Annotated in this window: 20 protein-coding genes; 18 read left to right on the top strand and 2 right to left on the bottom strand. The window is 67.5% G+C overall.

Annotation, left to right across the window (positions count from 1 at the left end):
- Positions 1–32: 32 nt before the first annotated feature.
- A complete protein-coding gene (locus tag X946_RS09345; protein ID WP_038746112.1) occupies positions 33–917 on the top strand; it encodes a 3-keto-5-aminohexanoate cleavage protein in 885 nt (294 codons plus the stop codon).
- Between the two features lie 417 nt (positions 918–1334).
- Complete coding sequence (locus X946_RS09335; protein WP_038746108.1) at positions 1335–2996, top strand: AMP-binding protein; 1662 nt, start codon at positions 1335–1337, stop codon at positions 2994–2996.
- A 191-nt stretch (positions 2997–3187) separates the two neighbouring features.
- On the opposite strand, the gene X946_RS35050 is transcribed toward X946_RS09335, so the two are convergent.
- Together X946_RS35050 and X946_RS09325 are read right to left on the bottom strand one after the other, a co-directional pair.
- A complete protein-coding gene (locus tag X946_RS35050) occupies positions 3188–4135 on the bottom strand; it encodes a hypothetical protein (protein WP_038746106.1) in 948 nt (315 codons plus the stop codon).
- Positions 4136–4337: 202 nt separating this feature from the next.
- Complete coding sequence (locus X946_RS09325; RefSeq protein WP_038746104.1) at positions 4338–4949, bottom strand: cysteine hydrolase family protein; 612 nt, start codon at positions 4947–4949, stop codon at positions 4338–4340.
- A gap of 177 nt (positions 4950–5126) precedes the next feature.
- Between X946_RS09325 and X946_RS09320 the strand changes: the two genes are divergently transcribed.
- The 16 genes from X946_RS09320 (at position 5127) to X946_RS09240 (ending at position 21568) form a co-directional block, all read left to right on the top strand.
- Positions 5127–6092, top strand: coding sequence for a GlxA family transcriptional regulator (locus tag X946_RS09320; protein WP_038746102.1), 966 nt, complete (start codon positions 5127–5129; stop codon positions 6090–6092).
- A gap of 668 nt (positions 6093–6760) precedes the next feature.
- A complete protein-coding gene (locus tag X946_RS09315) occupies positions 6761–7792 on the top strand; it encodes an acyl-CoA desaturase (RefSeq protein ID WP_038746100.1) in 1032 nt (343 codons plus the stop codon).
- 25 nt (positions 7793–7817) lie between these two features.
- Positions 7818–8102, top strand: a complete 285-nt coding sequence (locus tag X946_RS09310; RefSeq protein WP_038746098.1) for an acyl carrier protein — start codon at positions 7818–7820, stop codon at positions 8100–8102.
- A gap of 11 nt (positions 8103–8113) precedes the next feature.
- On the top strand, positions 8114–9049 hold the full coding sequence (locus tag X946_RS09305; protein ID WP_038746096.1) for a class I SAM-dependent methyltransferase: 936 nt from the start codon (positions 8114–8116) through the stop codon (positions 9047–9049).
- Complete coding sequence (locus X946_RS09300) at positions 9046–10071, top strand: acyl-CoA desaturase (protein WP_038746094.1); 1026 nt, start codon at positions 9046–9048, stop codon at positions 10069–10071. The genes X946_RS09305 and X946_RS09300 overlap by 4 nt, the downstream gene beginning before the upstream one ends.
- Before the next feature lie 39 nt (positions 10072–10110).
- Positions 10111–11145, top strand: coding sequence for an amidohydrolase family protein (locus X946_RS09295; RefSeq protein WP_038746092.1), 1035 nt, complete (start codon positions 10111–10113; stop codon positions 11143–11145).
- Positions 11142–12989, top strand: a complete 1848-nt coding sequence (locus tag X946_RS09290) for a fatty acyl-AMP ligase (RefSeq protein WP_038746090.1) — start codon at positions 11142–11144, stop codon at positions 12987–12989. The genes X946_RS09295 and X946_RS09290 overlap by 4 nt, the downstream gene beginning before the upstream one ends.
- A 13-nt stretch (positions 12990–13002) precedes the next feature.
- Complete coding sequence (locus X946_RS09285) at positions 13003–13422, top strand: PaaI family thioesterase (protein ID WP_038746088.1); 420 nt, start codon at positions 13003–13005, stop codon at positions 13420–13422.
- A gap of 6 nt (positions 13423–13428) precedes the next feature.
- Positions 13429–14400, top strand: coding sequence for an alpha/beta fold hydrolase (locus X946_RS09280; protein WP_038746086.1), 972 nt, complete (start codon positions 13429–13431; stop codon positions 14398–14400).
- 403 nt (positions 14401–14803) lie between these two features.
- A complete protein-coding gene (locus tag X946_RS09270; protein WP_038746320.1) occupies positions 14804–15469 on the top strand; it encodes an HAD family hydrolase in 666 nt (221 codons plus the stop codon).
- Positions 15470–16119: 650 nt separating this feature from the next.
- Positions 16120–17181 carry an inositol-3-phosphate synthase gene (locus X946_RS09265; RefSeq protein WP_038746082.1) on the top strand — a complete coding sequence of 354 codons (1062 nt, stop codon included), beginning with the start codon at positions 16120–16122 and terminating at the stop codon, positions 17179–17181.
- Between the two features lie 10 nt (positions 17182–17191).
- Positions 17192–17869, top strand: coding sequence for a DJ-1/PfpI family protein (locus X946_RS09260; protein ID WP_235364009.1), 678 nt, complete (start codon positions 17192–17194; stop codon positions 17867–17869).
- Entirely contained in the window at positions 17866–18612 is a 747-nt protein-coding gene (locus X946_RS09255; RefSeq protein WP_038746079.1) for an SDR family NAD(P)-dependent oxidoreductase, read from the top strand. Before X946_RS09260 ends, X946_RS09255 begins: the two co-directional genes overlap by 4 nt.
- On the top strand, positions 18609–19031 hold the full coding sequence (locus X946_RS09250) for a RidA family protein (RefSeq protein WP_038746077.1): 423 nt from the start codon (positions 18609–18611) through the stop codon (positions 19029–19031). The genes X946_RS09255 and X946_RS09250 overlap by 4 nt, the downstream gene beginning before the upstream one ends.
- A complete protein-coding gene (locus X946_RS09245; protein ID WP_038746075.1) occupies positions 19024–20094 on the top strand; it encodes a carbohydrate kinase family protein in 1071 nt (356 codons plus the stop codon). Before X946_RS09250 ends, X946_RS09245 begins: the two co-directional genes overlap by 8 nt.
- Positions 20078–21568, top strand: coding sequence for a phosphoglucomutase (locus X946_RS09240; protein ID WP_235364008.1), 1491 nt, complete (start codon positions 20078–20080; stop codon positions 21566–21568). The genes X946_RS09245 and X946_RS09240 overlap by 17 nt, the downstream gene beginning before the upstream one ends.
- The last annotated feature ends 2 nt before the right edge of the window (positions 21569–21570 follow it).

Below are 21570 nucleotides of genomic sequence, written 5' to 3'. Positions count from 1 at the left end.
CGCGCCGGCATTCGATACAAGGAGAATTTTCGATGAGCCACCCCGTCGTCGTCACGTGCGCGCTGAACGGCATCTTCACGGACCCGAAGCAGTTCAACGTGCCCGTCACGCCCGAGCAGATGGCGCGCGAAGCGAAAGGCGCGTACGACGCCGGCGCATCGTGCATGCACGTGCACTTTCGCCGGCAGGAGCCGGACAAGGGGCACCTGCCGTCGTGGGACCCGCAGCTCGCGGCCGAGATCGCGCAGGCGATCCGCGAGGCGTGCCCGGGCGTGATCTTCAATCAGTCGACGGGCATCGTCGGGCCGAACGTCGACGGTCCGCTCGCATGCATCCGTTCGATCCGCCCGGAAATCGCCGCATGCAACGCGGGCTCGCTCAACTATCTGAAAGTGAAGGCGGACGGCGCGTGGGCGTGGCCGCCGATGCTGTTCGACAACCCGGTCGAGAAAGTCGCGTCGTTTTTGACGACGATGGCCGAGACGGGCGCGGTGCCCGAGTTCGAGTGTTTCGACACCGGCATCGTCCGCTGCATCGACATGTACGCGCGCGCCGGATTGTTCGCAGGACGATCGAATTACAACTTCGTGATGGGCGTCGAGTCGGGCATGCCGGCCGATCCCGAGCTGCTGCCGATCCTGATCCGGCTGCTGCGGCCCGATTCGACGTGGCAGGTCACCGCGATCGGCCGCGCGAACATCTGGGCGCTGCATCGGCGGACGGCCGAGCTCGGCGGACAGCTGCGCACCGGGCTCGAAGACACGTTCTATCTGCCGGACGGCGCACGCGCGACGTCGAACGCGCAGCTCGTCGACGCGATCGCGACGATCGCGCGCGAAGCCGGGCGCGAGATCGCGTCGCCGCAGGAAGCGCGGCGGATTCTCGGCACGCGTGCGCAAGCCGCATCGCTTGCGTGAACGACGCTTGACCGGCGAAAGGAGCCGCGATCACGGCGGCCGGCTCGGCAGCCCGCGCCGCCGATGCGCGGCGAGCGGCACGGAGGCCGCAACGCCGCAGCGGCGAGCGCGACGCCGATGAACGCCGCGACGGGAGCAACGCAACCGAGACGCGGCCAAGACGCGGCCGAAGAAGGCGCGCGATCGCCGAAGCCGCTCGGCGATCGCGCGACAGCACGCATCGCGCATACATGCATGCGCGCACCGGGCGGCGCAGATATGGCGCGCAAGATCGAAAGGTGAGAATTTTCGGGAGGCCGCCGACGCCGCTCCGAGCCGACGAAAACCGGCGCGCGTCGGCGTTGTGCGAATGCACCGGCCTGCAACGATACATCGCGCGGCGGCCGCCGCGCGCCCGCCGCTCGCAAGGAGACGACATTGACCTCGATCGACCCGGACAACCTGCCGCTCGAACGCCTTCAATACTGGGAACGCACGCGCGCCGACGACGTCTGGCTCGTCCAGCCGACGGGCGACGGCGAAATCCGCCGCTTCACGTGGCGCGAGGCGCTCGACGAAGCGCGCCGCGTCGCCGCGTACCTGCGCGCGCTCGATCTGCCGCGCGGATCGAACATCGCGATCCTGTCGAAGAACTGCGCGCACTGGATTCTCGCCGATTTCGCGATCTGGCTGAGCGGCCATGTGTCGGTGCCGCTCTACCCGACGCTCGGCGCCGAATCGGTCCAGCAAGTGCTCACGCACAGCGAAGCGGCGGCGCTGTTCGTCGGCAAGCTCGACGCATGGGAGCAGATGCGCGACGGCGTGCCGCCGCACGTGCGGCGCATCGGCCTGCCGTACCTGTCCGGCGCGCAGTTCGACGGCGTGAAATGGGACGACATCGTGCGCGACACCGCGCCGCTCGCCGAGCACGTGACGCGCGCCGCCGACGAGCTCGGGACGATCGTCTACACGTCCGGCACGACGGGCGACCCGAAGGGCGTGATGCTGACGTTCGGCGCGCTCGGCTGGTGCGTCGAGCCCGTCTTCGATCTGATCGCGCTCGGCCCCGGCGACCGGATGATCTCGTACCTGCCGCTGTCGCACGTCGCGGAGCGCGGCTATGTCGAGATGCTGTCGGTGCGCGCGGGCTTCACCGTCTACTTCGGCGAATCGCTCGACACGTTCGTCGCCGACCTTCAACGCGCGCGGCCGACGTTCTTCATCTCGGTGCCGCGCCTGTGGGCGAAGTTCCGGCACGCGGCCGCGAGCCGCCTGCCGCCCGGCCCGATTCCGGACGCGATGAAGCCGATGATTCTTCAGCAGCTCGGCCTCGACCGGGTTCGCCTCGCCGCAAGCGCCGCCGCGGCGATCGAGCCCGCGCTGCTCACCTGGTATCGCGATCTCGGGCTCGAACTGCTCGAAGGCTACGGGATGAGCGAATTGTGCGGCGTGTCGCACTCGTGCCGGCAGCACGACATGCGGCCGGGCTACGTCGGCGCGCCGGTGCGCGACGTCGAGAGCCGGCTCGCCGACACCGGTGAAATCGAGATCCGCTCGCCGGGCAACACGATCGGCTATTACAAGCGCCCCGACCTCACCGCCGCGCTCTTCACGCCCGACGGCTTCATCCGCAGCGGCGACTTGGGCGAGCTCGACGAAGCGGGCCGACTCAAAATCACCGGGCGCGTGAAGGAGATCTTCAAGACGAGCAAGGGCAAGTACGTCGCGCCGTCGCCGATCGAAAGCAGGCTCACGACGCATCCGCTCGTCGATGCGTGCTGCGTCGTCGGTGCGGGACGGCCGCAGCCGTGCGCGCTCGTGTCGCTGTCCGACGAAGGCCGCAGGCTCGACGACGACGGCCGGCGCGCGGCGCTCGCGACATCGCTCGGCGAGCATCTCGAACGCGTCAACGCGAGCCTCGACGATCACGAGAAGCTGCGCTTCGTCGTGGTCGTCGATTCGATCTGGAACGAGACGAGCGGCTTCGTCACGCCGACGTTCAAGGTGCGCCGCAATCGCGTCGAGGCGCGGTATGCGCCGTTTCTCGACGCGTGGGACGCGCGCGGGGCGGCGGTCGTTTGGGAGTCCGATGCGGCGTGACGAATTGCGGTTCGTTGCGCATCGCTCGATGAAAAAAGGCGCGCCGGGCGGCGCGCCTTTCGCCTTTTGGAGCGCGACGGGAGACGCATAACGCGCTTCGCGTGCGTCGCGATCTCGGCCGCTTCCGCTTCCGGAAGCATCGGCTTCGCGAGGCTTCGCACGCTCGACGCCCAGGCATGCCCCATCGGCGGTCAGTGCTTCGAATAAGGACAGCGAATCAGCTTGCCGATCGCATTCGACAACAGATCCTCTGTCCCCTTGAGCGAATCCGCCAGCACCGGATCGGTCGGGAACACCATCTCGGCCGCGATGTTGTCCTGCACGATCCGCGCGAGATTGTCGAGCGCGACCGCGACCGGATCGGCGGGCGTCTCCGCCGTCGCGATGTCGATCAGGTGCGTGTCGACGTTCTTTCGGTCCATCAGGCGCCGCAGGATGATCGTGTTCTGGTTGCGCACCGACGTCGTCCAGATCGACAGCACGACCGTGTACACCTTCTTCCATTCGTCGTCGCCGAGCTCCGCCTTCCAGCGTTTGATCAACGCCTCGACGCCCGCCACCTGCGCTTGCGCCGCGCACTGCATGTTGACCTTGATCGCATCGGCGACGCTCGCGGAGAACCGCTCGTAGCTCTCGATGCTGAAGCGCCCTTCGACGACCGATTGCGCGATGAAGTGAATCCCGCCTTCGAGAATGCGCGCGCTCGCCGCTCGCGCATCGGTCGGAAACTCGGCGGCGTCGAGGTGCCGCAGCGCGTTCTTCAGCGTCTCGCCGAACGCCTCGAGCGGCCGCACCCATTCGATCGCTTCGGGCTGCTTCAGATACGGCGCGATGATCACGTAGATGCCGAGCGGCGTGTGGCTGATCGATTTCACCAGTTCGAACACCGGCGACACCGGCTCGAGCGTCTCGCGCCGGCCTTCGTGGATCAGCGTGTACTGCCCGCCGCGGTAATCGTTGTTGACGACGATGACGGGGCTCAGATGCGACGTGAGCTTCGCCTTCAGCGCCGCGTAGTTCTGCCGCATCGCGTTGTCGACGGCGAACACTGCGTCGCGCGCCCGTACGCGCGGGTTCGAGCCGAACGCGACCATCTCCAGATCGTGAGCATCGATTCTCGAGAACGACTTGTGATTCATTTTCTTGCCTTCTTTCTTATTGAAAAAACGGAGCGTTCCTTTCGTTCTGGTAATGCCCCGTCGGGCGATCGCGAACGCTCCGGGTCAAACTTCGTTGTCACGTCGGCCTGCGCGGCGCGGGTGGCACGCCCCGCCGCACGGCGACGATTTTCGTTTTTCGGTGGTCCCTCGCGCCGCCGGCCGAAGCCGGCCGCGCCCCGTGTTACGCGAGCGGCAGCGTCAACACGTCGTCGGTCGTCATCACTTCGCCGAACGTGTCGTCGACGGTCGCGAGCGCCGCGCGATGCAAATCCGCATGCGGCAGCACGCTGCCGTCCGCGCGATCGAGATTGCGCGTCGCGCACGCATCGTCGACGACGATCACGTCGTAGCCGAGCGGCACGGCGTCGCGCGCCGCCCCCGCAACGCACGCATGCGTCATCAGGCCCGCGATGATCAGCGTCTCGATGCCGGCCGCCTTCAGGCGCGCGTCGAGGTCGGTCGTCGGAAACGCGCTGACGGACGATTTCCTCAGCACCTGATGGTTCGCCGCAGGTTGCAACTGCGCGTGGAAGCGCACGCCGTCGCCGTCCTCGGCGAACACCGGGCTGCCCGCGGGCGCCACGTGCTGAATGTGAAACACGCGAATGCCTGCGCGGTCCGCATGCTCGACGAGCCGCTGCGTGTTGCGCAGCGCGCGCGCGCCGTCCGGGATCGGCATCTTGCCGCTGAAATATTCGTTCTGGAAATCGATCACCAGCAGCGCGGTGCTCACGGCCTCGATCGCCTGCGGAGCGCTCGCGCCGGCCAAGGTGCGAATGGTGGGATGGCTCATCGTGAAAGTCCTGGTGAATGAAACGCGACGCACGCCCATCGTCCGTCGCTGCGCGTCTCGCCTCCGCGGCGGCAAGACAGGCGCAAGTATCCGGATGCGGGCCGCACCGCGAAAGTGGCCTTCGAGACAACATGTGATAGGATCGGGCCACCTTTTTGGACTGCCGTCTCATCCGTCATGCATACCGTCGCGGTCATCGCGTTCGAAGGCATCAGCCCGTTTCACTTGTCGGTGCCGTGCATCGTGTTCGGCGACGACCTCGCGCGGCTCGGCGTGCCGCGCTACCGCCTGCTGATCTGCGCCGAAAAGCCGGGGCTCGTGCCGACGATGTCGGGCTTCAGCATCGACGTGCCGCACGATCTGTCGGTGCTGGCCGCTGCGGATACGGTGATCGTGCCCGCGTGGCGCGACCCGGACGAACGGCCGCCCGAGGCGCTGCTGAACGCGCTGCGGTCCGCGCATCGGCGCGGCGCGCGGATCGCGGGCCTGTGCCTCGGCACGTTCATCCTCGCGGAAGCCGGCCTGCTGGACGGCCGCACCGCCGCGACGCATTGGGTGTGGGGCGACGACTTCGCGCAGAAGTACCCGAAGATCAGGCTCGACCGGAAGGTGCTGTACATCGACGACGGCGACGTGCTCACGTCGGCGGGCACCGCGGCGGCGATCGACTGTTGCCTGCATCTGCTGCGCCGCGATCACGGCGCGGACATCGCAAACCGCGTCGCGCGCCGGATGGTCGTCGCGCCGCACCGCCACGGCGGGCAAGCGCAGTACATCGAGCAGCCGCTGCCGAAGGCGACGGCGGGCGATCCGCTCAGCGCGGCGCTCGATTGGGCGATCGAGCATCTCGAACAGCCGCTGTGCCTCGACGCGCTCGCTGCGCGCGCGGGCATGAGCCGGCGCACCTTCACGCGGCGCTTCAAGACGAAGACCGGCACGACCGTCTCGCAATGGCTGCTGAATCATCGGCTGACGGCCGCGCAGCGGCTGCTCGAGACGAGCGACAAGACGATCGAGCGCATCGCGGAGATCGCCGGATTCGGGTCGACCGTGTCGCTGCGGCAGCATTTCACCGCCGCTTATTCGATTTCGCCGGGCGCGTATCGAAAGCAGTTCGGGCGCGGATTCTCCGCCGCGCGATAACCCGAAGGCCGGCGCGATTTTCATCGCCCGCGGCGACGATCGACGACGCAAGGCAAAACCCGCACCATACCGCGGCAGGCCGACATCGCGTGCGGCCGATTCAACCCCGATCGAAAAGCGCCCGACAGCCCGAACGCGTCGACGCGCGCGGCGGCACGCCGGGCGTCGCGCCATCGGCTCCGTTCAGCCCGTTCAGCCTGTTCGGTCCGCTCGATCCGTCATCGAATCGGAATAGCGCCCGTTCGATATCGCGTGAATCAAATCCTTATTTTTTATCGCCGCTTATTTAAATTCAGTCCGACTCAGGCAAGCTGACTCAATCTGCATCGCGACAACATTCCGGCAATTCGTTCACCGAGTATTTCCTCGATTTTCAGGAACCGCTTCCGAAACCCGTTTGACGGCCGCCGTATCGTCATCGGCGTCAAATCCAGACCTATCCAGCATTCACCGAAGCGAAACGACGAACCGAGGACTAGAAAGCGCGCGAGACGCTGGAAACGGTTTCCGCCGACGTTTATCCGATTGACGCATTCGAATCCAAATAACGCCTCGAAAAATCACTTTCCGCATACCAAACACTTCAGCATTGACGATAGGAAAATTCATATTGAGTTTCGAATGTCGTCAATGAAATATGTACCAAACAATTTACTGAGAGATATCCGATGAGTTCCGGCCAGCCTCCGTCTTCAAGCGAGGCGAGCCAGCCCGAGGGTGCGACCGGAAGCGCGATTCCCGCGTCTTTTTCTTCCGGTTCGCATGGCTCGGCTCGCCCGGCACGGTTCCCGCCCCGCTCCGCCGCCCGTCTCGATCGCCGCATCGCCGCCGCCGTCACGCTGCTGCCCGCATTGGGCACGGCCGCCGCGATCGCGCTATGGATCGGCGGTCACGCGCCGGGCGCCGCCGAATGGACCGTGTTCGCCGTGTTCTATTTCGCGACCGCGCTGGGCCTCGAAGTCGGCTTTCATCGCCACGTGACGCACAAGGCGTTCAAGGCGAAGCCGTGGGTGCGGACCGCGCTGATCGCACTCGGCTCGATGGGCGCGCACGGCCCCGTCAACTGGTGGGCGTCGACGCATCGCCGCCATCATTCGACGAGCGACGGCAAAGGCGATCCCCATTCGCCGCATCTGTCGGGCGACGGTGCCGGCGGCCGGCTCAAGGGCCTCTATCACAGCCACATCGGGTGGCTCTTCGTCGGCGAGTCGACACGGCCGGCGGGATGGGAGAAATACGTACCCGACCTCTATCAGGACCCGCTCGTCTTCAGGCAGCACATGGCGTACTACCGCTGGGTCGCGATCGGCCTCGCGCTGCCGCCGCTGATCTGCGGGCTCGCGTCGCGCTCGTGGACGGGCGTGCTGCTCGGCTTCCTGTGGGGCGACATGGTGCGAATCTTCGCGGTCAGCCATTGCATCTGGGCGCTGAATTCGCTGTGCCACGTGATCGGCCGGCGCGACTTCCACACGACCGCGCACGACCGCAGCCGCAACAGCCTGCTGCTCGCGATCCCGACATTCGGCCAAGGCTGGCACAACAACCATCACGCGTTTCCCGCGTCCGCCTTCACCGGGCTGCATTGGTGGCAGATCGATCCGGGCGGGCTGTTCGTGCGCGTGCTGGAACGCCTGCACCTCGTCCACGACGTGAATCGCCCCAACGACGAACTGATTGCAAAGAAGCGCATCGCCCCATGAACGACTCTCGACGGGAGCCCGGAAAATGAAGAGCGCCACCCTGAACGCAGTGGAATTCGACGCAAGAACCCACGAGGAAATCGCCGGCTGGATGACCGGCTACGTCGCAGCCAGGCTGCGCACCGACAGCAGCGCGATCGACGTGAACAAGCAGTTCGTCGAGTACGGCCTCGATTCGGCCGACGCGATGAGGATGGTCGGCGATCTCGAAGACTATCTCGGCTTCGAGCTGTCCCCGAGCCTGCCCTATCAATATCCGACGATCGACTCGCTCGCGCGGGCGCTCGCCGATCTGTCGGCCAAGCGATAGGAAACCGAACGATGACCATCCGGCCCGAGAACCGCGAAACCGGCGCGCCGAATCGCGGCGCGCCGTACGGCGCGTCCGCCGACGCGATCCAATACCACTACGACATCGGCAACGCGTTCCTCGCGCTCGCGCAGGAACGCGGCCGCAACTACTCGTGCGCGATGTTCGAGGAAGGCGATACGCACGAGCAGGCGCAAATCCGCAAGCTCGACTATCACATCGCGCAGATCCGGGCGCGCGGCGCGGCGCGCGTGCTCGACATCGGCTGCGGCTGGGGCGCGCTGCTCGACCGGCTCGTGACGACCGCCGGCGTGAAGGAGGCGGTCGGGCTCACGCTGTCGAACGAGCAGCTCCGCTACATCGGCGAGCAATACCGGCATCCGGGCATCGACGTGCAGTTGCGGAACTGGCAGGACTACGAACCCGACCGGCCGTTCGACGGGATCATCTCGCTCGGCGCATTCGAACACTTCGCGAAGATCGACGAAGACAAGGTCGAAGCCTATCGGCACTTCTTCACGAAATGCCACGGCTTCCTGAAGCCGGGCGGCCGGCTGTCGCTGCAGACGATGGGCTACGGCGACGTGCCCCGCGACCGCCGGCACTCCGATCTCTTCATCGCGCGCGAAGTCTTTCCGGAATCGGATCTGCCGTATCTCGCGGATATCGTTCTGGCATCCGAAATGCTGTTCGAAGTGGAACTCGTTCGCAACGATCGCCACGACTACGTGAAGACGATGCGCGCGTGGTTCGAGAACCTGCGCGCGCATCGCCGCGAGGCGCTCGAGCTCGCGCCGCCCGACGTGATCGAGCGCTACGAGCGGCTTTACCGGACGATGAGCTATTCGTTCGATCTCGGCGCGTTCGTGCTCTACCGGATCACGTTCCGGCGCATCGAGCCGAACCGGATTCAAGCCGGCTCCCGGCATCGGGCGGCCGTCGCATGAAAAACGCGCCCACCGACAGCGCCGGCTGCGCGAAGACGCCGCATCGCGCGGCGTCGGCGACCGATCCGGCAATCCCGCCCACGCCCGGCGATCGCGCATCCGGGCATCTGTCGCGCGCGTCGTCCGCGCGCCATCTGGGCGTCGCAGCGATACCGGCGATCGGCACGGCCGCCGCGATCGCGCTCTGGGCCGGATTCGGCCTCGCCCCGCGCGCGCAGGACATCGCGATGCTCGCGCTCTTCTACGTGCTCAATATCCTCGGCATGGAGCTCGCGCTGCATCGCTACTTCGCGCATCGCACGTTCAAGGCCGCGCCGTCGGTGAAGATCGCGCTCGCGGTCCTCGGCTCGCTCGCATATATGGGGCCGCTCATGTGGTGGGTCGCGATCCATCGGCTGCATCATGCGAACGCCGACCGGCCTGGCGATCCGCATACGCCGCAACTCGGCGGACGCGGTTTCGTCGGCCGCGCGAAGGGCATTCTGCACGGCCACGTCGGCTGGCTGTTCGATCCGTCGTCCGCGCGCCCGGCTGGCTGGCGCCGGTACGCGAACGACATGTACCGGGACCCGGCGCTGCTGCGCATCCATCTCGCGTACGATTACTGGCTGCTGCTCGGCCTGCTGCTGCCCGCCGCGCTCGGCGGGCTGCTCGATCCGTCGTGGAAGAGCGCGCTGCTCGGCCTGCTGTGGGGCGGCACCGCGCGGATCTTTCTCGCGACGAACGCGATCTGGGCGGTCAATTCGATCGGCCATTCGCTCGGCGGCAACCGGCCGTTTCGCGGCCGCGATCAGAGCCGCAACGCATGGTGGCTCGCGATCCTGACGCTCGGCGCGGGCTGGCACAACAACCATCATGCGTTTCCGCAGTACGCGAGCATGCGCTTCGATCGATGGCAGATCGACGTGACCGGATCGCTGATCGCGCTGCTCGAGCGGCTCGGGCTCGTGTGGGACGTTCAGCATCCCGATCACGACGCGATCCGCCGGCGGCTCGCGAACGCACGGCGCGACGATGCGTGACCCGCGTTTTCCTTCCATCGAAACCGACCGGATCTCCCGATGACGGCACTCAAGATCTTCGATGCGCGCATACACGTGCTGCCCGACGTCGTGACGAAGCTCGTCTGGAAGAACTACGAGCGCGACGCCTGGAAGATTCGCTACGCGCTGCTCGCCGAGCAATCGATCGTTTTCCTGAAGTCGCACGGCGTCGCGCGCGCGGCCGGCATCTGCTATGCGGCGCAGCCCGGCATCGCGCCGTTTCTCAACGACTTCGTCGCGCAACTGGCGTCGCGGCATCCGGCGTTTCTCGTGCCGTTCGGCACCGTGCATCCGCACGATCGCGATTGCGTGCGCGAGGCGGTTCGCGTGCTCGACGAGCTCGGCTTCGCCGGCCTCAAGATCCATTGCCGCTTGCTGAAGATCGCGCCGGACGACGACGCGCTCGCGCCGATTTTCGAAGCGCTCGCCGAGCGCGGAAAAGTGCTGAACCTGCATTCGGGCGCGGTCGCGAAGAACAACGCGAACATGGACGAAATTCGCGGCGTCTGCAACGTCGAGCGCTTTCGGCGCGCGATGCGGCGCACGCCGCACCTGAAGGTGATCGTCCCGCACATCGGTTATGACGAAGTTCAGGAGTACGTCGATCTGCTCGACGAATTTCCGAACCTGCATTTCGATACCGCAATGGCGTTCGGCGGGCATCGCGCGGCGACGGGCGAGATCGTGCCCGACGTCAGGCCGCTGCACGAAGCGCGCTATCCGCACGGCGCGCATCCGCACCTGCCCGCGCGATGGAAGCCCGCGCTCGAGCAACTGGTGCCGCAGATGCGCGACCACCCGAACCGCTTCCTGTACGGCAGCGACTTTCCGCTCATTCCGTACGAATGGGATTTCGAAATCGAGCAGCTGAAGCGCTACCTGCCGGCCGACGTGCTGCGCAAGGTTCTGTGGGACAACGCCTGCGCGCTGTTCGGCGGCGATGCGAGTGCGAGCGTCGGCATGGGCATGGGCGTGAGTGCGCACGCGAACGCAGGCGAGCGCGCATCGGCCGACTTGCTCGCGGCCGGACCGACCACGGGGCCGACACGATGAAGCATGCGAATCATTCGGCGCCCACCGGCGCGAACGCCGCCGGCGCGTTCGCCGATTTCGTCGAGCTCGCGCAACATCGCGCCGCGCATCAGCCGGACCTGCGCGTCTATACGTTCGTCACGGGCGGCGATCGCGACGAGCGGCATCTGACTTGCGCGGACCTGGACCGGCGCGCGGGCGCCGTCGCGGCGGCGCTGGCGGAAGTCGCCCGGCCGGGGGATCGCGTGCTGCTCCTGTTTCCGCCGGGCATCGACTACATCGTCGCGCTGTTCGGCTGCATGTATGCGGGCGTCGTCGCGGTGCCCGCGTATCCGGTCGAGCCCGCGCAAGCGGAACGCACGCTGCGGCGGTTGATCGGCATCGTCGCGGACTGCGCGCCGGCCGCGATCCTGTCGACGACGTCCGGGCGCGACAGCGCGAATCGCGTCGAAACCGGTTCGCCCGCGCTCGACGGCCTGCGCTGGCTCACGGTCGACACGCTGCTCGACGACGGCGCGCGCCGCGCGCCGCGCGCCGTCGATCACCGGACGCCCGTCTACCTGCAATACACGTCCGGCTCGACCGGCGCGCCGAAAGGCGTGATGATCGGCCACCGCAACCTGCTGCACAACTCCGCCCTCATCGCGAGCCGCTTCGAGCACGACGCGAACAGCCGCGGCGCGATCTGGCTGCCGCCGTACCACGACATGGGCCTGATCGGCGGCATCCTGCAGCCGCTCTACGCCGGTTTTCCGGTCACGCTGATGTCGCACGTCGACTTCCTGAAGCACCCGCTGCGCTGGCTGCGCACGATCGGCGAGCGGCGCGCGACGACGAGCGGCGGACCGAATTTCGCGTATCAGATGCTCGCGACGATGCGCATCGCCGATGCCGATTTCGACAAGCTCGACCTGCGCTCATGGAGCGTCGCGTTCGTCGGCGCGGAACCGATTCGGCCCGCCACGCTGCAGGCGTTCGCGCAACGCTTCGCGCGCTGCGGCTTCGACGAACGCGCGTTCTATCCGTGCTACGGCCTCGCCGAGCACACGCTGTTCATGACGGGCGGACTGAAATCGCAGCCGCCCGTCGTCGCGTGCGCGCCGCGCGGCGCGCAGCCGACGCGCGCAGCCGACGACGCCGACGGCACCGGCGACGAGCGGCACGCGCGCGCGAACACGGCAATCGGATGCGGCGACGCGGCCGGCGACAGCGTGGTGCTGATCGTCGATCCCGACACGCGCGTTCCATGCGATGATGGCCGGGTCGGCGAAATCTGGGCGCAGGGGCCAAGCGTCGCGCTCGGCTACTGGAACAATCGCGAGCTGAGCGCACAGACCTTCGAAAACGAACTGCCCGGCTACGACGGGCGGTTCCTGCGCACCGGCGACTACGGCTATCGGTCGGGGGCCGGGGTTTTCGTCACGGGACGTCTGAAGGACATGATGCTGATTCGCGGCGCGAATCATTATCCGCACGACGTCGAGGCGACGATCGAGGAGCTCGACGTCGAGCTGTTCCGCCCCGGCGGATGCGCGGTGTTCGCGCTCGATACCGAGGCGACGCCGCAAGTGATCGTCGTGCGCGAGTTGCGGGCCCGCTACCTGAAGGCGCTCGGCGACGGCGGCCACGAAATGGTCGGCCTCACGCCCGACGCGCTGTTCGGCCGGCTGCGTCGGGCAATCACTCTGCAGCACGGCATCGCGGTGCACAACATCGTCTTCACGCCGCCGTCGGCGATACCGAAGACGACGAGCGGAAAGATCCAGCGGCACGCCTGTCGCGAACTGTTTCTCAACGACACGCTGCCGGTCATCACCCAGTGGCGCGCGCAGCTCGGCACGCCGAACGAGATCCGGAACAACTGACGAGGAACGCGGCATGCAAGAAAAACTGGATGCGGACTACTTCAACCGGTTCGGCGCCGACTATCTGCCGGGCCTGCTCGGCATCGTCGTCAATCAGGTCGAGAAACACTACGTGCGCGCCGAACTGACGATACGCAAGGCCGTGCTCGCGCACGGCATCCTGCATGCGGGGACGATCGTCGGCCTCGCCGACACCGCGTGCGGCTACGGATGCCTCGCGAGCCTGCCGGAAGGCGCATCCAGCTTCAGCACGCTCGAGCTGAAGAGCAATTTCATGGGCACCGCGCGCGAAGGCGGGATTGTCTGCGAGGCGCGCGCGATCCATGCCGGCCGCATGACGCAGGTGTGGGACGCGACCGTCCGGCACCGCGAAACGGACAAGCTGCTCGCGACGTTCCGCTGCACGCAGATGATTCTCTGGCCAACGAAGTAAATCGCGATGAGCACGCGACGCCTGAAGAACGCGCCGCACGCGAGCACTCGCGAACGGCGCGCCGATATCGGCATGACGTGGCTCGATCCGCTGCGGCTCGGCCCGCGCGCGTCGCGGATCAGACACGGCTGGGCCGCGCAATCGCGGCCGGACGTGCGCTTTTGCGACGTGCCGACCGCGACGATCCGCGTGCGCGCCGCCGGCTCGCGCGCGGGCGAACGTCCGACGATCGTGTTCGTCTGCGATCCGCCGAGCGTCGTCGAGCACTTCGACCGGCTGATCTCGCGCGTCGCGCAACATGCGCGCGTCGTCTGCTTCGAGCCGCCGGGCTTCGGCTTTTCCGTGCCGAACCGGCGTTTCACGTTTTCGTTCGACGACTACCGCGCGGCGATCGAGGCGATGCTCGCGAGCCTGAACGAAGGGCCATACCTGCTCGCGTTCTCGTGCGTATGGGCGCATATCGCGCTGCAGATCGCGGCGGCGCGGCCGGAGCTCGTCGACAGGCTGCTGCTTTGGCAAAGCCCGGCGTGGGACGAACAAGTCGCATGGGCGCGGCGCGTCGACGCGCGCAGCCTGCTCTCGACGCCGTTCGTCGGACAGTGCGCGTGCGCGTTCGGCGCGCGGAAGATCGGCATCGGCTGGTTCCGTCAGGCGATGGCGAAAGACCGTTATCGCGAATTCGCACCGATGCTCGATACGTCCTTCGATCACGGCGCATTCTGCTGCCTCGGCTCGCTGTGGCAGCGCTTCTACGACGATGCGCCGCGCGCCGTGCAGGTCCGGCAGCCGACGCTGCTCACGTGGGGCGCGGCGGACCGCACGCACCGGCATAGCTGCAAGTGGTCGATTGCGCAGCACGTACCGCACGCGGTCCGGCATCCGGGCTTCGAGCATGCGGGGCATTCGCCGGAGCTCGAGGAGAGCGACGCGTTCGCGACACTTGTGCTCGACTGGCTGACGGCGGAGCAGGAAGGCTGAGCGCATCGATCGTTCACGCGCCTCGCGCGATGCCGACAGTCGTTACGTGCCGTTCGTCGGCGCGCGGCGCTTCGCACGCGGCTTCGATTCCGCATTTGATCCCCTGCTCACCCGCGATGCGCGCCGCGGCTTCTGGTAGCGCACGCACCGCGCGGCGGCGGCGCGCGGCGCCCTTCGTCGGCGCACGAAGCATCATCGCGGCCTGCCGATCCGGTTCCGCCTGCAAGGGCGATACGTGTGGCCTGTCCGTCATGCGCGAATTCGCGGCTCATGGCTGCGAGAGCGGGTTCGCCGCATCGGTCACATATTCCGACACGATGCCGCCGATTGTGTTAGCGTTGAGCGGCATTCGCTTCCGTATGACGAATGCGACACCATGACGCTTCGAAAGGAGTTCCGCCAAGTGACCGCGCTCACCCTGTTGTTCGATCTGGACGGCACGCTCGTCGATACCGACGCGTTGCATCTGAATGCGTATAACGCGCTGCTCGCGCGCTGGAATCGGTCGATCGATATCGATTACTACAAGACGCACGTGATGGGGTTTTCCGACGACCTGATTTTCGGGGAGTTGTTTCCGGGGATGCCGGCGGCGGAATATACCGAGCTGGCGGCGGAAAAGGAGCAGCTGTTTCGTGCGCAGCTGGGCGCGAAGCTGACGCCGACGGCGGGGACGGCGGATATTCTCGGGTATGCGGAGCGGGTTGGCGCGAAGACCGCGGTCGTGACGAATGCGCCGCGCGAGAATGCGACGATGATGCTCAATGCGTTGGGGCTCGCGGAGCGGTTCGGCACGCTTGTAATCGGCGGCGAGCTGGAACATGGGAAGCCGCATCCGTTGCCTTATTTGACCGCGCTGGAGTTGCTCGGGGCGAAGGCGGAAGACGCGGTGGCGTTCGAGGATTCGGCGTCGGGGGTGCGCTCGGCGAGTTCGGCTGGGATTTTTACGTTCGGGATGTTGACGGCGTTGGGTGAGGAGAAATTGAGAGAAGCGGGAGCGAAGACGGCGATCAAAGATTTCGGGGATCGGGGGCTGTGGGAATTCCTCGAGCGTGCCCCAAGCCGATAGATTAACGATAAGGACCTGTCCGCAATTTTGTGTACAAGGCAGCCAAGAATCGTTATCTGTGCACCGGGATAAGCGGACTCCCGAACAGCCTGATTCACGGCTGATTTCCGTCGGAGATCTCGCGACAAGTGTTGATCCCGCCACGGCGCGCGGGTCTGATCGATCGCACGACGCCTCGCGCGTCGCGTCGCAATCGACGGCCGGGCGCCACGACCCTGCCGTCCGTCAATGAGGGTCGTTTTCCGAAGCCGCTCGGAGCTGCTTAATCCATCAACAAATCCACGCCGCAATTTACAGCACGAATCACAAGCAATAAAATCGACAAATTCGCAATTCAATTAAATATAAATTAAACGGTTTCGCCCCTCATTAAAAAACATGGCGGAACGCCGCTTGAATGTCCCATCAAGCAATCGCCCGGCATCTCATCGCCTCTCGCCTTGATAATCCAATTCCGGCGACTAATATTGAAGAGTTGTGTTCCACCAAAAAATCAACTCATCAATAAAAACTGCCACCTTCCGTTTCGCCGCTCAATTTTCTATTAAACCGTAAATATAGAACGGAATCAGTTTATCGATTGCATTCCGCAACATTTCGGCAAACGATCCGATTCAATAGACACACGTACGTTACGAGGAGACCGAGACATGGCTCAGCGCATTCGTCTCGCAGTTGCCGGCGTGGGTAACAACATATCGGCACTGTTCCAAGGCATCGAATACTATCGGGCGCTTCGCGACCAGGGTGTCGACGAGCGCGAATTCGTCGGCATCAAGCGGCCGCGCATCGGCGGCATCGGCGTAAGCGACGTCGAGTTCGTCGCCGCATTCGACGTCCATCCGAACAAGGTCGGCCGCCCGTTCGACGCGGCCGTGCTCGCGCCGCCGAACAACTATCCGATGCTCGGCGCACCGCTGCCGGCCATCCCGTTCCCGGTGGATCAGGGCTTGACGGCCGAGACCACCCGCGACGACGACGACGCATTCAAGCACGTCGTGCGCCGCCTGCGCGAAAGCGAAGCCGAAGTACTGCTCTATTCTCTGCCGACCGGCTTGCAATGGGCGGCCGAAGCGTATGCGCGCGCGGCGCTCGCCGCCGGCGTGGCGTTCGTCAACTGCACGCCGGAGCTCGTCGCGCGCACGCCCGCGTTGCTCGACGCCTATCAGGCGGCCGGCGTGCCGCTCGTGGGCGACGATCTGGCGAGCCACTTCGGCACGTCGGTCGTGCATCGCGCGCTGCTCGGACTGCTGAGCGATCGCGGCATCACGCTGCAGAGCTCGTATCAACTGAACTTCGGCGGCAACGAGGACTTTCGCAACCTGCGCGAGCGCGGCGCGAGCAAACAGCAGTCGAAGCTCAATGCGCTCGCGCAGGACGGCGTCGATACATCTCGCGTCGAGATCATCCCGTCGGCCGGCTATATCGGGCAGCTGAAGGACAACAAGGTTGCGATCGTGAACATCGAGGGCGTCGGCTGGGGCGGCACGCCGGTACAGCTCGATCTGAAGCTGAAGGTCCAGGATTCGAGCAATGCCGCGGGTGTCATCATCGATCTGATCCGGATCGCCGCCGCATCGCGCCGCGCGAAGCTCGCCGGCTTTCCGGCCGCGGCCGCGAAGCTGCTGAAGTCACCCGTCGGCGGACACGACAAGATCACGCCCCAAAGCATCGACGCGAGCTTTCGCGCACTCGACGCGTCCGCCGCTTGAGAGCATGACGATGGCGCATCCGAAACGCGGCATCGAACGCCCTGGCGGCTGCGCAGCGGCGACGATCGACGTCATTCTGCTCGCGTACGACGGCGTCGACGCGCTCGATCTGTTCGGTGTGCATGCCCTGCTCGCGAAGGCGTCGGCCGTGACCGCGCCGGACGGCGCCGCGCCGCTGCGCGTCGCGATCGCGGCGGCGTCGCGCGTCATCACGACTTCGTGCGGTATCGACCTGAGCTGCGGCGCGCCGCTCGACACGCTCGATCACGCGCACGCGATCGTCGTGCCGGGCGGACGCGGTGCGGCGGCCGCGGCCCGGCACTCGTCGCTCGCCACGCTGCTGGCACGCGCGCATATGCGCGGCGCGGCGATCTACGTAGTGTGCTCGGGCGCGCTGCTCGTGGCAGCGGCCGGCATCGCGAACGGACGACGGCTCGCGATCCATCACGACAAGCAGCAATGGCTGCGCGACGTCGCGCCGTCCGTCGAGCCTGCCGCGGGCCTCATCGCGGACGGACGCCTGTGGTCGGTCGGCGGCGATGCGTCGCCTTCGACGAAAGCGACCGATCTCGCGTTCCAGCTACTCGCCGATTTTGCGCCGTACGCAGTCGCACCGGTGGCGGCCCGGATGGAGTTGCGGCCGGGTCGCGGCGCGGCCGCCGCGCGGCTTTTGGAGGCGACCGCATGAGCGCGCGGCGCGGCACCGTCCTCGTGACGGGCGCGAGCCGCGGCGTCGGCCTCGCGATCGCCGAAACGCTCGCGCAGCGCGGCTACGACCTCGCACTATGGGCTCGATCCGCGTCCGACCTCGACGCGATCGCGCAACGCCTCGGCGCGGCCGGATGCCGTGTCCACACGGCGGCCGTCGACGTCGGCGACGCCGCCGCCGTCGAGGCGGCGGGCCGCGCGCTGCACGCGCAGGACGTGGCGCTCGCGGGCGTCGTCGTCAACGCGGGATGCGGCCGGTGGGCGTGCATCGCCGATACGGCGTCCGACGAATGGAGCCGCACGCTGCGCACCAATCTCGACGGCGCGTTCCACACGCTGAAGGCGTGCGTCCCACTGCTCGAGGCGCGCCATCCGCTGATCGTCGGCATGATGTCCGACGCGAGCGTGTGGCCGTTCGCCGAGCGGGGCGCGTATTGCGCGTCGAAGGCGGGCTTCTATCAGCTCTTCGAGATTGCGCGACAGGAGCTGCGCGAGCGCGGCGTCCGGATGACCGCCGTGCTGCCGAGCCGCATCGACACGCATTTCCAGGGCGGCCACGCGTCGGCCGCGCCCGGCAGCCGTCCCGGCGCGCTCGACGCGGCCGACATCGCGACGATCGTCGCGGATCTATTCGACGGCCCGCCTCATATCGAAATCCGCGAGCTGCGCGTCACCGCGTTCGCATCCAGCTTCGGCCCTTTCCCGGGAGGAAACCCAGCGTGACGATCTTCACAGGCATTCATCCCGCCGGCCACTCGCGGCCGATCGGCAAGTATTCGCCCGCCGTGTCCGTGCCGATCGGCGCGGGGCAGCGCCTCCTCTTCATCAGCGGCCAGGTCGCGACCGACGCCGACGGCGCCGTGCTCGCGCCCGGCGACGCGGGCGCGCAGACCGAGATCGTGTTCGAGCGCCTCGCGCGCATCCTCGACGCGGCGGGCGGCGATCTTTCGGCGCTCGTCAACGTCGTGATCTATCTGCGCGACATCGCCGATTTTCCAGTGGTGTCCGCGATCCGCAACCGCGTGCTCGGCACGCCGCCGCCCGCGAGCACGCTCGTACAGGTCGCGTCGCTCGCCGAGGCGGGCTGTGTCGTCGAAATCAGCGGCATCGCCGTGATCGGCGAGGACGGCGGACGTGGCTAGCCGCACCAACGCGCCCGCATCGCGCGACGCTGCAGCCAAACAGGCCGATCCCCGCAGCCAGCGGGCGGTGCTGCCGCGCGTCGCGCAGCACGCGAGCGTGCTCGTCGTCGGCTCGCTGAACGTCGATCTGCTGCTGTACAGCGACGTGTCGCCATGCGAAGGCGACTCGCTGCCCGTGCGGGCGATCACGCTGCCGGGCGGGCACGCGGGCAACTGCGCGTCCGCGCTGTCGGCGCTCGGCCTGGCCGTATCGATCGTCGCGGCTGTCGGCGACGACGCCGACGGCGAGAGGCTGCTCGCCGACCTCGACCGGCGCGGCGTCGACACGCGCTTCGTGCGGCGCATCGCGCACGCGCACACCGGCCGCGCGATCATCCCCGTGCTCGGCCCCGAGCGCTGCAACTACATGCTGCTCGATCGCGGCGCGAACGAGTCGCTCGTCGCCGACGATGTGCGCGCCGCGCTGTCCGGCGTCGCGCGCTGCGATGCGGTCATGCTGTTCGATCCGAGCGTCGACGCGCTCGTGCAGACGGTCGCGCTCGTGCGCGCGCGCCGTGCGGCCGCGGCGCTGTGCTGGACGCCGTCCGGGATGTACTCGCGCGATCCGGTCGCCTTGACGCTCCTCCCGCAATGCGACGTCGTGTTCTGCAACGCGCGCGAGTTCGCGCATCTGCGCGATCAGGGCGATCACGTGTTCGACATGCTCGATGCGGTCGACGTCGTCGTCACGCTCGGCGAGCACGGCGCGCTGTCCCGCCATCGCGGCATCGAGACGCGCGCGCCTGCGCATCCGTGTGAAGTCGTCGATCCGACGGGCGCAGGCGACGCGTTCGCGTCGGCTTACCTGCTCGCGCGGCTCGCCGGCCTCGACGCGGCCGACCGCCTGCGGCTCGGCAACGCGAGCGGCGCATGCGCGGTCGGCACGCGCGGCGCACGCGACGGCCTGCCGACGCTCGACGCGCTGCTCGACGCGACGCTCGACGGCCCACTCGACGGCCCGCGATACAGGTCCGCGCCGCCGCGCGCCCAGGAGCCCGCTCATGCGCATGCGGCGAAGCGCTGACGGCTGGCGCGGTCTCATCGGAAGCACGTTCACGCCCGAGCGCGCGGCGAGGCTCGCCGCGACGATCGTGACCGCCGTGCGTGCGCACGACGGCGGCGGCCCGCGCGTCGTCGTCGGTTACGACTGCCGCCGCCTCGGACGCCGCGCCGCGCGACTGATCGTGCGCGCGGCGAGCGACGCGGGCGCGCGCGCCGTGCGCATCGTCGAACATCTGCCGACGCCGACCGCGTCGTACCTCGTCGGCGCGGGCGACGCCGAGCTCGCGCTGCTCGTCACCGCGAGCCACAACCCACCCGAATGGAACGGCGTAAAGGCGAAGGGCCGCCCAGGCTGCCCGCTCGACGCCGAGCTCGAACGGCGCGCGGATGCGCTATTCGACGATTCGGAGCGCGCCGCGGGCGACGCGCCATTCGGCGAGCCTTCCGGCGAGCCATTCGACCAAGCCGACGAAGCGCGCGCGGACGATGCCGGCGGTCTCGACGATGCGATCTTCGAAGCATGCGACGCGTCTCCGTGGATCGACCGGCACATCGCGCACGTGCTGTCGCGCTTGCCGGCGACGCCGGATCTGCCGCTGCGCGTCGTCGTCGACGGGCTCAGCGGCATCGCGGGCAGCGCGATGCTGCATCTTTGCGACGCGCTGCGCTGGTCGGCGACGCCGCTCGGCTGCGCGCCGTCCGCTGATTTCGGCGGCGTCGCGCCCGATCCGTCGCTGCCCGCGAGCCGGCGACGCGCGGCCGAGGCGGTATGCGCCGAACATGCCGACCTCGGCCTCGTCGTCGACGGCGACGGCGACCGCGTCTATGCGATCGACAGCGACGGGCGCACGGTCGAGCCGCACGAATTGTTCGCACTGCTGCTCGCGCACCGGCATCGGCGGCGATACGGCCATCCGGAGCGCGGCGTCGCCGTCACGGCGGCAACGGGCGCGCTCGTGCAGCGGCTGTGCGCGCGGTGGAGCCGCCCCGTCATCGAGCAGCCGGTCGGCTTCAAGCATCTGTCGCCGCTGCTCGTCGAAGGCCGCATCGACGCAGGCGGCGGCAGCGTCGGCGATCTCGCGTTCGCCGAATTCGGCGTCGATCGCGATCCGTTCGGCGCTGTCGCGCTCCTCGCCGACCTGCTGGCGACGAGCGGCCAGTCTCTCGCAGCGCTCGTCGCTGACCTGCGACATCGCTACGGCCGCTTCGACTGGCATGAATCGCACGTGAACGGCGACGCCACCGACACGCAACTGCGCGACGCGGGCCGGCGCGCACTCGAACGATGCGGCTTCGACGCACGCACGGCGCGCATCACGACTGTCGACGGCATCAAGTTTTCGTTCGACAGCGGCGAATGGCTGCTGCTGCGGCCGTCCACGACGGAAGGCGGCATCCGCGTATACGGCGAGCTGCTGAGCACGCGAGCAGCCGGCGCGGCCGCGGCGCTCGCCGCGCACGTCGCCCGCGCGCTCGCCGCCGAGCGAAGTCCGTAGTC

It is taken from the genome of Burkholderia sp. ABCPW 111 (assembly GCF_000773065.1).
Taxonomy (GTDB): Bacteria; Pseudomonadota; Gammaproteobacteria; order Burkholderiales; family Burkholderiaceae; genus Burkholderia; species Burkholderia savannae.
Note: the sequence above shows the minus strand (reverse complement) of the source record. Positions and strands in the feature narration are given on the sequence as shown.

Coding starts and splice junctions, on each gene's coding strand:
- X946_RS09255 (WP_038746079.1), top strand. CDS start 17,866: ATGAGCGCGCGGCGCGGCACCGTCCTCGTGACGGGCGCGAGCCGCGGC.
- X946_RS35050 (WP_038746106.1), bottom strand. CDS start 4,135: ATGAATCACAAGTCGTTCTCGAGAATCGATGCTCACGATCTGGAGATG.
- X946_RS09265 (WP_038746082.1), top strand. CDS start 16,120: ATGGCTCAGCGCATTCGTCTCGCAGTTGCCGGCGTGGGTAACAACATA.
- X946_RS09300 (WP_038746094.1), top strand. CDS start 9,046: ATGAAAAACGCGCCCACCGACAGCGCCGGCTGCGCGAAGACGCCGCAT.
- X946_RS09345 (WP_038746112.1), top strand. CDS start 33: ATGAGCCACCCCGTCGTCGTCACGTGCGCGCTGAACGGCATCTTCACG.
- X946_RS09295 (WP_038746092.1), top strand. CDS start 10,111: ATGACGGCACTCAAGATCTTCGATGCGCGCATACACGTGCTGCCCGAC.
- X946_RS09325 (WP_038746104.1), bottom strand. CDS start 4,949: ATGAGCCATCCCACCATTCGCACCTTGGCCGGCGCGAGCGCTCCGCAG.
- X946_RS09315 (WP_038746100.1), top strand. CDS start 6,761: ATGAGTTCCGGCCAGCCTCCGTCTTCAAGCGAGGCGAGCCAGCCCGAG.
- X946_RS09290 (WP_038746090.1), top strand. CDS start 11,142: ATGAAGCATGCGAATCATTCGGCGCCCACCGGCGCGAACGCCGCCGGC.
- X946_RS09240 (WP_235364008.1), top strand. CDS start 20,078: ATGCGGCGAAGCGCTGACGGCTGGCGCGGTCTCATCGGAAGCACGTTC.
- X946_RS09280 (WP_038746086.1), top strand. CDS start 13,429: ATGAGCACGCGACGCCTGAAGAACGCGCCGCACGCGAGCACTCGCGAA.
- X946_RS09305 (WP_038746096.1), top strand. CDS start 8,114: ATGACCATCCGGCCCGAGAACCGCGAAACCGGCGCGCCGAATCGCGGC.
- X946_RS09320 (WP_038746102.1), top strand. CDS start 5,127: ATGCATACCGTCGCGGTCATCGCGTTCGAAGGCATCAGCCCGTTTCAC.
- X946_RS09310 (WP_038746098.1), top strand. CDS start 7,818: ATGAAGAGCGCCACCCTGAACGCAGTGGAATTCGACGCAAGAACCCAC.
- X946_RS09285 (WP_038746088.1), top strand. CDS start 13,003: ATGCAAGAAAAACTGGATGCGGACTACTTCAACCGGTTCGGCGCCGAC.
- X946_RS09260 (WP_235364009.1), top strand. CDS start 17,192: ATGGCGCATCCGAAACGCGGCATCGAACGCCCTGGCGGCTGCGCAGCG.